The following is a 10885-nucleotide window of genomic DNA, read 5'->3' on the forward strand; positions in this document are numbered from 1 at the left end:
CGCTTAGCCCGGCGAGACGCGGAACGCGTTGAGGAGGCCGCGGACCGTGAGCCACTCAACTACGCCCGGGGTTACCTCGGACAACCGCGCCTCGCGGACCGCTGCACGCCTCAGGAAGCTCACGACCTCCGCGGGGATACCTCCCCCGCTCAGTTGCGCCCACTTCTCGGACTTCTCTGTCGAGATGGTTCGAAGCCTGGCCAGCTCTGCGGCAACCGCCTCCGCACTCGATCCAGGATTCCCCGTGACGATTCCTTGTCCTTCATGTTGGAGCGCGCGGATCCGACGCACCTCTGGCGCCAAATCGGCGATGCGCTCCAGCACGTTCAGCAGGTCATCGGGCAGGGGGCCCAGGATGGCTCCCGCCGAGGTCTGCCAGGCGTTCGCGCAGGCGAGATCAACCTTCTCGCACACGGACTTTATCGGCCTAAGAAACGAATGGTCGAGCGGCGGATGGACCGTCAGGATCGCCTTGCGATCAGCGCCGAAGGCGCCCAGCAACTCCCTCGCTCGTGCGACGAGGGGCGGCGACGAGGTGCCGTCGCGTTCGGGCTCGAGGCCGTTTGCGCGGAGAGCCGCCTGTTGCGCCCGCACACGACGTAGCTCACGCGCAGCTGCCCGGAGTTGCTCCGCCCGTGTCCTAAGGCCCTCTGCCTCCGTAGCGAGGGCCTTCGTCGTCTCGAAGGCAGCGATCCGGGCGACGAGCCTGTCGGCGCGCGCGAGCAGTGTCATGGCTGCGTCTCCACCAATTCCTCGCCCAGGAGCGTCAGAGCTTCGCCAATTGCCGCTAGATGCCCTGGGATCGACGCCTCGCCGCGCCCGAACTGTGCCTCCTGGTTCGCCAACTCCGCCTCCACTCCGGCGAGGAAGGCCGCGGTCGCCATGGCGAGGTCTCGCCCAGCCGTCACGGCGTTGGTCCTGCCGCGCCCGTAGCGAGGCAGCGCTACGAGGGCGTCGGGCTCGTCTCGCAGCGCTGCGGCCGCCCTCACCGCGTCATCGAAGAGAACCTGCGAAAACTGCTCTAGGCGCTCGCGGAGAGCCGATAGCCTTTGGCCTCCGATCCCCGCTGTGACCGCCGCGTCACGCGATGCGGAGATCTTGGCAAGGATGTCGGCGCGGCGCGCCGCGGGGCCGAAAGCGCCCTCTATCTCCGCGAGCCAGTCCAGGCGAACCTTCCGCTCGGCCTCCGCCGCTGCTTCGAGCACACGCCCCACGTCCAGGTAGGTCTTGGCGAGCGCCGCCCATTCGCCGATCCCGCCGTCGGGAGGCGGTGTCTGGGTCAGGCGCCACCCCCGCTGGCGTAGCGCCTGGAGGGCAGGGACTAGCACGGCGGGATTTAAGAACGGCCCAATGCGGCCGCCTTTCGTTCCCGACGCAACTGCCCGAACCAAACCGACGAGCTTCTCGCGCTGGGCGCGGAGGCGGCGCTGGACGTCGCGTAACCCCGGGCTCTGGACACCGCTGTCCTCGGGCCAATCGGCGAAGGCATTGTTCAGCAGTTCGGCGAGGTCCCAGTTCGCGGTCAGCCGGCCCGAGAGACACGCCCCGATCCCGAGAAGCTCGGTCGCAGCGGTTACTGGGTCCCATTGCTCGCGCCCCCCAGGCAAAGCGCGCAGTTGGCGCACGACCTCCGCCGACCATTCGGCCAGGCACTCCTGAAGCGCGGCTAGCATCCGCATCCCATTGGGGAAGGTCCACTCCCCCTCGCGCTCGCGGGCGAGCAGGAGGCCCTGAAGCGCGAGAGCGGTTCGCGCGAATGCTGCTTCGTCGGAGCCGCCAAGTGGGATTGTGAGACGCACCTGCGCCGGCATTGCCTGCGTGTCCTGGCGCTGGAAATGGATGCTGCGCTGTCGGAAGGGCCGGTTAGCGGTAGCTCCGGCAAAGGAGCTGCGCTCCAGCGTTTCGCCGTCCCAGTCGATCGCCTCCTCAACTGCCTCGTAGACGAGTTCGCGCAGCGTGGTCGTTAGTCTCTGCTCCAGCACGGCACCGGACGCCCAGGCGTCCAGCTGTGCGAGCCGCTGGTCGCCGGGTTGCGAAGGAGGTGGCGGGGAAGAGGGTTCCGGGCCCGGCTCCGGGCTCGGGCCAACCCTGCCGGAGAGTTTCGGAAGATCGAGCGCTTCCCGGATTTCTTCAGGAATGCCCCTCACCGAGGAAGAGCCGTCCCACAGCTCCTGGAAGGTGAGGACGCGGTCGTACTGATCCGCCGGCACCATTCGCCGCAGACTGTCGGTTTCGATTGCCCCGAGTTCTTTGACGCCGCCCAGATGATCGAGCAGCGTCCGCGGAGGGAAGGCGCCCGTGGCGAGGGCGTCTGCATGGTTGTCGAGCACCCGCACCAGGACCGAGCGCTGCAGAACCCTCGGGTTGAACCGCGTTTCCAACTGCTCGTCCGCCCGCAGGGCCATGTTCCACAGTGCGCGCGGCGTGAAGGGATACAGGCCGAAGCCATCCTCTGAAGGCTTGAACGCTTGGTGGCATTCGCGACGGTGAGGACAGGGATCGCAGGCGCTCGGCAGCTCCTCGTCCACATCCGCAATCGCGGCCCACTCCATGAGCCTGTCCGAACCGAGGCGGACCGCGTTGAGGTAGCGCCCCGCAAATCGGGCAAGCGCCTTCTGCGCCATCCCGCTCGTCCGTTGGTCGCCGGGCGCCCGGTCCATGTCGACGAAAAACGTCATGCGAGTGTAAACTGTGTCGGCGACCGTCTCGAAGAAGCCCGTCGTCGCCGCGATGGCCCAGCGGATGTCGCAGAGATCTCCGTCTCCCTGCGTGAGCAACGCTTGCAGCAGAGCCCGGTCGATCCCCTGTAGCCTGGCAAAGTCTTCAATTAGCAGCACCAACTCCCGGCCCTCACGACGAAGGTGGCGGCGCAATTCGCCCATCAGGGCCGTGACCCGGTCGCCGGAGAAGCTGAAGGCCCGGGCAATCGCGACGCCGTCCAGCGCGCGGTTGACGAGGGCCGCCGCCATCGGGAGCGTCCGGTCGGGCTGGAGCCCGAGGACCTGGATCGCGTCCCGAGCAGGCTTCGAGGCGTTCAGCAGATCGAGCCCGCCAAAGGGGAGATCCTCCGGGCGGAATCGCTGCCGCTCCTCTACCGGCTGATACTCCGAGCGGACGGCAAAGACGTGGTCGACGAGGGCCGCGACGACGCCGTCCTCGCGCAGGAAGTGCTCACGCCGGATGTAGGCGTCCTGGAAGAGGTCCGGCAGGTGCTCGATGAGCGCCTGCTCCAGGTCACCGTCGTCTCCGCGCTGGCGCGGCGTGTCCTCGCGGATTGCTTGAGCGATCTGGTTCAGCAACTCGTGCTTCTGCCCTTCGAGGGTCATCACGGCGTCGCCGGCGCGGGCGAGCGTCTCGCGGAACGGTGCCTGCGCATCAATGGGCAGCCTGTCGATGATCATCTCGACGATCGACCGGAGGCTCGTCCCGGCCTTTGGGATCGTGAGGACCAGCCGCTTCTCCGACTGGGGGATGGCTAGGCGCATCCAATGAATCAGGTGCGACTTCCCGGACCCGCTTCGGCCCAGGACCGCCAGTTGCACGTGACGCCGCTCAGGCCGAAGGAAGGAGGCCAGGAGGTCTCCAGCCCCCATTTGCCGGTAGGCGGACCCACCAAGCATCTGGAACCGGTCTCCGACCGGCTGGGCCACCCTCAAAGGCTGGTCGGTGTGGATGGCGCGGAAGACGAAGTCGGGAACGGCTTCGGCCTCCGGGTTGATGATCGCGTGTACCTGCCGCGGCTTCCAGCAAACGACGTTGCGCATGTCAGAGCGCCCTTGTCCGTCCGATATGGGTGACGCGATCGGTCGCGTCCTCGAAGTCGAGGACGCGGGCCTCGGCGTCCGCCAGCGCGCGCATGCTGATCAGGCCTCCGTCCTGCAGGCGGCGCAACGCGAGGCTGGTTGCTTGCGAAAGGCGAGATGGCTCGCGCGGGAGGCGGAGGAAGCGCCCCTCCACCTCCCTGCGTATTGCCCCCTCTTCGAGCACTGGACAGCGCGTCGCTAAGCCCACGAGCACCTCGCCGATCCGCATCTCCCCCCTGTCGGGCAGCATGTCGGCGAGGTGGCGGCGGACAGCAGCGGTCGGATCCGGGATGACGAGCGTCTTCCCGCCAACGCCGACAAAGCCGCAATAGCCAAGATACCGCGCCCAGTAGCAGAAGTTCTGCCAACGGAGATTGCTGGTGAGCTCGTAGTCATCGTCCTCGCCGAGGTCCTCACGGAGGCGCAGCAGTTGATTCGCGGAGAATTCCAGGGGCGCGCCCGGCGATCGCGTCAGCAGCCAGGAGACGGCGCACGCGAAGCTTCGCTGCGAGCCGGCGCCAGGTGCTGCAGGATCGAGAAGAAGCCGCTCAACAAGGGCAGCGAACGCCTCCCGCTCGCCCTGGCGACGCCGGCGGGCGGGGTCCAACTTTCCGGCAGCTGCGATTTTCTCCCCATCTCTGACCAGGAGGCCAAGCCGTAGAGCCTCATCCAACGCATTGGGGGCGACGCTGCTTTCGCCGTCGGCGCTGCGCGTCGGCAATGACCGAGGCGCGAGAAGGGCGAGTAGCCTCTCACGCTCGTCGCCGGCTCGGCCCTCAAGGTACTCAAACATAATCCGAAGGCGCGACGGTGTGGCCTCAACGGTCGATATGACGCTCATGCTAGAAGCCTGCCCTGCACTTCACGAAGGGGCATCACGCGACCGTCGTGGCACGCGTCGAGCGGCAGTTGCGGCCTGCTCGGCGAGCGGGCATCCGGTCGGACAAAAAGGATGCGTTCCTGCCCGGTCACCCGCGCGGCGAGGTGGGCGGGCCGCAGCGGGGCGCCCGCGCCTACAAGCACAATCTCGGGGCCGGGCGGGAGGGCGGAGGCGCCCGGGATGGCATCGCGGGCCACGAACACTACCAGGTCGCGCAGGCTGTCGATCGCTCGGTCGAAGTCCGGATCCGCCTCCCCAAAGACGACCAAGTTGCGGAGCCCGAACACGGTCAGTCGGGCGAGCACGTCGGGGAGGCGACGACGTGCCAGCATCCCTTCGTCCAGCTTCACCACAAGGCGGTTTCCGTGATCCAGCAGAGAGCGGACGGGCTCCTGGACGGAGGCTTGGCAGGGCCACGGCGACACGGGCTCTGCGTCGGGCGCACCGCGCCTAGCGCATTCGGGGTCGTAGCGGCAAGCTTCGCACCGGGAGCATACAGTGGTCGCATCGCGGTACAGTTCTCGTAGCAGGTCTGCCGGACACGAGGCGGCCTGCGCGAGGAGGTTGTGCATCAAGCCCAAGCTACGGGCGTTGGCGACAGCAATGCGCCTGCGCACCGGCCCAACGCGGCGATCCCAGGTGGCAGCCGCGAGGTGATCGTGGTCAAGGATCTCGACGCTCTGCCAGCTTCCCTGGACCGCGTCCTGGACGACCTGCTCGGCGCCGCCCAGCAGCCGGAGCACACCCGCCCGCGCGAGCAGCGTGAGCGTGCGCGCGTTCCAGTCGGTGCTGCGCTCGCCCACCATGTCGATGTCGCCCGCACCCTCACCGGGCGCAACGTCGATGCGGAGCGCGAAGCGGTCGCCGCCGAGGTGCCGCTTTGGGCCGTTGAACATTGCGGCCCACCGTTCACGCCCGCGCGGCAGCCCGATCACGACCGTGTCGTTGATCTCCATTGCGATCTCGGCGTCCCCGTAAGCGGGCACAACGAGCGAGAGGCAACTGCGCCCGTCGCGCCCGCCGCGCCCGACCTCTTGGTAGTAACGGTCGAGCGTCTCGGGCACGCAGGCGTGCAGCACCGACCGGACGTGCGGGTAGTCGATCCCCAGCCCGAAGGCCGATGTGGCGACCACAAGATCGAGGGTGCCACGGCGCCAGGCATCGAGCACTGATTCTCTCTCCGCGGCGCTGGTGCCGCCGTGCACCATGCGCGCCCTGCCGAAGCCGGCGGCGGCCAAACGCCAGCGCCATTCCTCAGCATCGCGGACGCGGGTGACGTACAGGACCGCCGGACGCGGGACGTGGCGCAGCGCCTCCAGAACCCGCGTCGCGCGCCCCGCTTGGTCGGTCGGGTCGGCGATCCAGTAGTCGGGCTCTGGCCGGAGCCTGGCCGCCGAGAGTACGCGGAAGCCGCGCGCGCCGAAAAGTGTTTCCAACGTCTCGCGCGCGGCGTCCCCAAGCGTCGCGGAGAGACAGATCGTCCGTGGCTCGAACGTAGGCGGCGAGGCAGCAAGGAGTTCGTGCTGAAGCCCCGCGAGCGTCTGGAACTCGGTGCGGAAGCCGGTGCCCCACGCATCGACCAAGTGCGCCTCGTCGATCACCAATGCACGCAGGACGCCGGCCCGAGCCGCCTCGAGCAATGGCCGCCGGAGGGGTCCGCAGGCAGCTTCCGGCGACGCGAAGCAGAGGCCTTGGGTACCGGCCCGCACGGCCTCGGCGATTGCGGCGTTCCGCTCGGAAGCGCCCCCTACCCAAGCCCTCGGGTCATCGCCGCCCGTCGCGGCCTCTTGGTCCAGCGCCAACGCCACGGTGGGTACGACCACCAGGGTCACGCCGCGGCGTCCGTCCAGCAACTGTCCGGCGAAGCCAATCCCGTCAACGAGCCGGAAAAGCAGGCTCTTTCCCTCGCCCGTGGCGAGGACGACTGCCAGCGTCGCGCCCGGCGGCGTGGTTAGGACTGCCCTCGTGGCGGCGCGCTGCCCGTGGCTCCGGTAGGTATCGAGGCCGAGCCGTGCAAGGAATGGATCTCCGGCAACTGCCGATCCCACTGCGAAGCGCCTCTCCGCCTCAGAGGCCGCCCACGCATCGACGCCGCGATCCGACCCGCGGAGCCATCGCGGCGTCCAGGGCCTTGCCTGCACGCGCAGCACACCACCGTCCCTCGCCACCTCAAGCCCGCTTCCGTTCCAGTCGACGTCCCAGTCTTCGGTAAGTTCAACCTCAGCGTCCGGAGACCCGCCACGGCGCGCCGTTTCGAAGAGCAGGGCGTGTCGAAGCAGGACGGCCCGGTCGAGAGGCGAGGCCGACCGGTCCGCGAGCGCGCTGCGGAGGCGCTCGAAGGCAGGATGGAGCAGCGTCGGCGATGGGCCGACTGGCTGGCTCCCTGACAGCAGGCCGCGGAGACTTGCAAAAGCCTGAGCGCCCGAAATATTCATCGCGCAACCCGGGGACCTTGGCCGGCAAGGACGACGAAGCCGAACGCGTCCAGGCGGACGCGTGGGCCCCGGACCGCTGATAGCACGACCTCATTGGCGCGCAACTCCGCCTCCAGCTCGGGCCGGGCATCCGGCTCGAAGACGAGGCGGCGCCGAAGCCTAGCGGCGCGACGCGCGAGTTCTGCGTCTGCGCGCCGCGCCGCCTGGTCGATCCTGTCGACATACTCTGGATCTGCGCGCAGTAGCACCTCGGCTCTGGCGCGCACCTCCGCGCACATCCGCGCGAAGCTCGCCCGGTCCACGACGTCCTGCAGGACGGCAGGGCGGCTTCCCAGGTTTATATCGATCCGCCCGTCGCGCGAGGCTTCTGCGCGGTAGGGCCGTTCCAGCGTTCGCACGAGATCATCGTTTGTCATCGGCGCGCCGGAGGAGTCCACATAAAGGGTCCGCGTCCAGGGCCCCAGAAAGGCCTGCGCGCGGCGTCGGATTCCGTCCGACGCAGCCTGCGCCAGCACGGCCTCATCCTCCGGCGCAGCCGGTTCGACAATGAAGCAGAGCCTGAAGCCCGTCCAGAGGTCGTCAGAACCGCCCCACCCCGGCTCGACTCGCCAGGTGGCGAACGCCGTCCCGCGGTCATCCCACCGCATGTATCGCTCGCACGCGTCGACCAGAGGAGTGCCAAGGCGGAGGAGGGACACCTCGGGACGACCGGCCGCGACGCGACGCCGCCAAGTCAATGGCCGGCCGAGATCGGCTCCGAAAACGGCGCGCCAGGGCTGCGCGGGAACGAGGGTGCGTTCGGTCCATTCCAGGCGAAACGGGTCCTGCTCGGGCCAGACTGCCGGCCGCCGCTTGAGGCCCATGACGTCAATCATCCACGCGTGCATGTCGCGCTCGAGGAGGGGCTCGTCGGCCTCGATCTGCTCGATGCGGTCAATGAGATCCTCGGCGGGCTCGTCCGCGAGAGCGAGTTTGTCGAGCGCGTGCTGCTCGTCCTGACGCCGTCGCTCCTCGGCGAGACGGTTCCGCAGGAAGACAATAGCATCGAGTAGGCCTGCGGCACCGCGCGCGTGCACCGCGATCGCGAGGTGGTCCTCCAGGGATCGGAGGATGAACTGCACGTCGCTGATGGAACGATTGAACACGTCGAAACCGTCGGCGAGCACGGCTTGCCACGCGGCCCAGACGCTGCCCTCGTCATCGAAGGGGAGGATGGTCCGCTGTCGGATCCCAACGACACGTCGGCCGAACCGGTCTAGCCGTCCGATGCGCTGCTCCACGCGCGCCGCCGACAGGGGGAGGTCGACGTGCAGGATAGCGTGGGCGAAATGCAGGTTTAAGCCCTCCTCGCCATTTGCATCGGCTACGAGTAGCCAAGCTTGGGAGTCCTCGGCGAAGTGCTTGGGCACGCCGTGTGATGTCGCGGAGAGCAGCACTGCCTCCGCCGACGCGAACCTGGCGTACAAGGCCAGTGCGGCGTCGACGTCCGTGCAGAAGGCGACGATCTTCGGCGCCGCGTGTCCGTCTCGCACAACCGCACGCCGCAATTGATGAAGCGCGTCGAAGGCGACCTCCGCACGTCCACGCGGACCGCGCTCTTGGGCGCTGATCGCTTCAACAGCAGCGGCGAACGCCACGGCTCCGGGTAGATTCTGCGCGGCGGCAATGCGTGCCGACCGTAGCAGGGGCTCCGGCCCCTGCGCGGCGGCGTCGAGCATCGCCCAGAACCGCCTCGCCAGAGCCAGTCGGTGTTCGGGTTCCCAATCCTCGGACAGGCGCAGCGACTCTTCGCGCCAGTCCTCAATCGACGCGGAGAACAGTGCTGAGCGGTCATCTTCGTCACCGTCGATCCGCACACTGGAGGGTGCTTGCCCGCGGCCAGGTGGGATAGGTAAGGCTCGGCGCTGGAACTCCCAGCCCTGGGCGTCGCTGCGTCGCGCGCGTATCACACGTTGATGGATTCTGTAGGTGTCAGCTATGTGCACCTGTAGCGCCCGGCATGCCTGCTCAAGGCGCGTCGTGTTGCGGCCATCGAGCGCCGCGCGGGCCTGTGTGACGAGTTCAGAAACTTCTGTGTCCCCCGAGAACCGCGAGAGCGCCTCCGTCAGGCGTTGCCTCAAGACGAACGCCGGCGCGTCTGGCTGAAGGCCGAGCAGCAGCCGCCCGAACGCCTGCCGCTCCTGAACCTTGGCGCTGAACGAATCGAGGCGGTCGAGGGGATACGCGCCTGGGTCTAGCAGGTTCAGCAAGTGGAGGAACGTGGCTTCGTCACCGAGTACGGGCGTTGCCGACAGCAGCAGCAGCCGGTCGGACGCATGAGCGAGCGCGCGGATGCGCGGGTTTTCGATAACGTGGTGCGCTTCATCGACCACCAGAAGATCCGGAACGGGGCCGTGCTCGACGTGGTCGTGGGATCGGATGGAGATTGCCTCGGGGAAGTCGGCTGCGCGGAACTTGCCGTCGAGCTCTTGCCGCCACTGCGCCGCCAGTCCAGGCGGCACGAGAACAAGCACGCGGCGGGACGGGTTGTCGATCAGACACTGCCGGATGATGAGGCCGGCCTCAATGGTCTTCCCCATACCCACCTCGTCCGCCAGCAGATAGCGCTGAAGCGGATCGGACAGCACGCGCCTGATGGCTGCGACTTGATGTGGCACCAGTTCGATAGCGCTCGAGAGCAGCGCGGTCATGCCTTGGGTGGCAGCATGCGTTGCGACGATGCGCTCGCTGGCAACTCGTCGCCGATCGTGTAGAAACTGGCTCTCCGCAGCCCCACCGGCGAGCACGGCCGCTGGATCCTCGGCGGTGGTCCAGCAGCGGACCTCCAGAGCGGCTTCGCTAAACTCGCCTGATTTACCGTTGGGGAATCGAAGCTCGTAATCGATCAACCCGTTGTCATGCCGAAAATACTGCTTTACTCGCCCCGTACGCCAGCGACCTTCGAGCGGAACGTAGGCCCGCGTCTCCGGACCGAGATAGCCTCTTTGTAGGGCGGCGGCAGGAAAGCATCGAACCTCCCGGCGTGTCGCGGCGTGGAAGAGCGAGACTTCGGCCTGCTGATGACGAACGGCGAGTAACTTGCCGAACCCCAGAAGGCCAGGCAGGCGCACAAAGCCACCTTCGACTAGCACTCAGCACCCCACCTGCACGCCCGCACGCCCTTATCCGCGGCTTCGCATTGTGATATCAAACAGATCGCCGGAAGAACAGTGTTAGGACATTGCCAGAGCTTACTTGAGCCATTTCTTCCCGCAATCAAAATAGACCGGTCATGCTGTTCGGTTTAGCTGTAATTTTCGTATGGCATTGATAACGATGCTGCCCATACATTTTCCTTGGCCTTGCTATCTCTGCAGCAGGAAGCCCTCGCTGGTATAGTCATTGAGCCGCTGCGCCGAACGAACGTAGCCCGAACGCTTCTGAACCGACTAGTACCTTTGCTGTTGCTAAAGGGTGCTACGCACTAAGGGCGAGTTCTGCGGCGCGCCTGAACAGCAGGACGGTAAAGGCGACGAGGTGCATGCCTATGAGGGTTTCGGGCGGTTGCTCGTAATCTTGAGCAAGGCGGCGGAGGCGAGCGAACCAGCTGAAGGAGCGTTCGACAATCCATCTTCTGGGCAAAGCGCAAAACCGTGCTTGGCCTAAGTGACTGTTTGAGAACTCAGCGGTGGGTGATCCTGCGGAGGAGGAGGGCGCCCATGGCGACGTGGATCATGGCCTCGGAGACGTCGAGGCGGCGCTCGTAGTCGCGGACCAAACGGCGCCAA

The 10885-nt window shown here is 67.2% G+C and carries 5 protein-coding genes and 2 pseudogenes; all 7 read right to left on the reverse strand.

Annotated elements, in window-relative coordinates:
• Positions 1–3 precede the first annotated feature (3 nt).
• A complete protein-coding gene (locus J5Y10_RS26060) occupies positions 4–732 on the reverse strand; it encodes a hypothetical protein (protein WP_209377069.1) in 729 nt (242 codons plus the stop codon).
• Complete coding sequence (gene dpdH / locus J5Y10_RS26065; protein WP_209377070.1) at positions 729–3764, reverse strand: protein DpdH; 3036 nt, start codon at positions 3762–3764, stop codon at positions 729–731. The genes J5Y10_RS26060 and dpdH overlap by 4 nt, the downstream gene beginning before the upstream one ends.
• A gap of 1 nt (position 3765) precedes the next feature.
• Entirely contained in the window at positions 3766–4644 is an 879-nt protein-coding gene (dpdG, locus tag J5Y10_RS26070) for a protein DpdG (RefSeq protein WP_209377071.1), read from the reverse strand.
• Positions 4641–7118: a protein DpdF gene (gene dpdF, locus J5Y10_RS26075; protein ID WP_209377072.1), complete on the reverse strand. Its 2478-nt coding sequence runs from the start codon at positions 7116–7118 to the stop codon at positions 4641–4643. The genes dpdG and dpdF overlap by 4 nt, the downstream gene beginning before the upstream one ends.
• Positions 7115–10249, reverse strand: coding sequence for a protein DpdE (dpdE, locus tag J5Y10_RS26080; protein ID WP_342453027.1), 3135 nt, complete (start codon positions 10247–10249; stop codon positions 7115–7117). The genes dpdF and dpdE overlap by 4 nt, the downstream gene beginning before the upstream one ends.
• Before the next feature lie 325 nt (positions 10250–10574).
• Positions 10575–10760: pseudogene (locus J5Y10_RS26085) on the reverse strand (transposase); the annotation flags it as partial.
• Between the two features lie 19 nt (positions 10761–10779).
• Positions 10780–10885, reverse strand: a pseudogene (locus J5Y10_RS26090) (IS5-like element ISRso1 family transposase); the annotation flags it as partial.

Source organism: Roseomonas indoligenes (assembly GCF_017813365.1).
GTDB classification, from domain to species: domain Bacteria; phylum Pseudomonadota; class Alphaproteobacteria; order Acetobacterales; family Acetobacteraceae; genus Roseomonas; species Roseomonas indoligenes.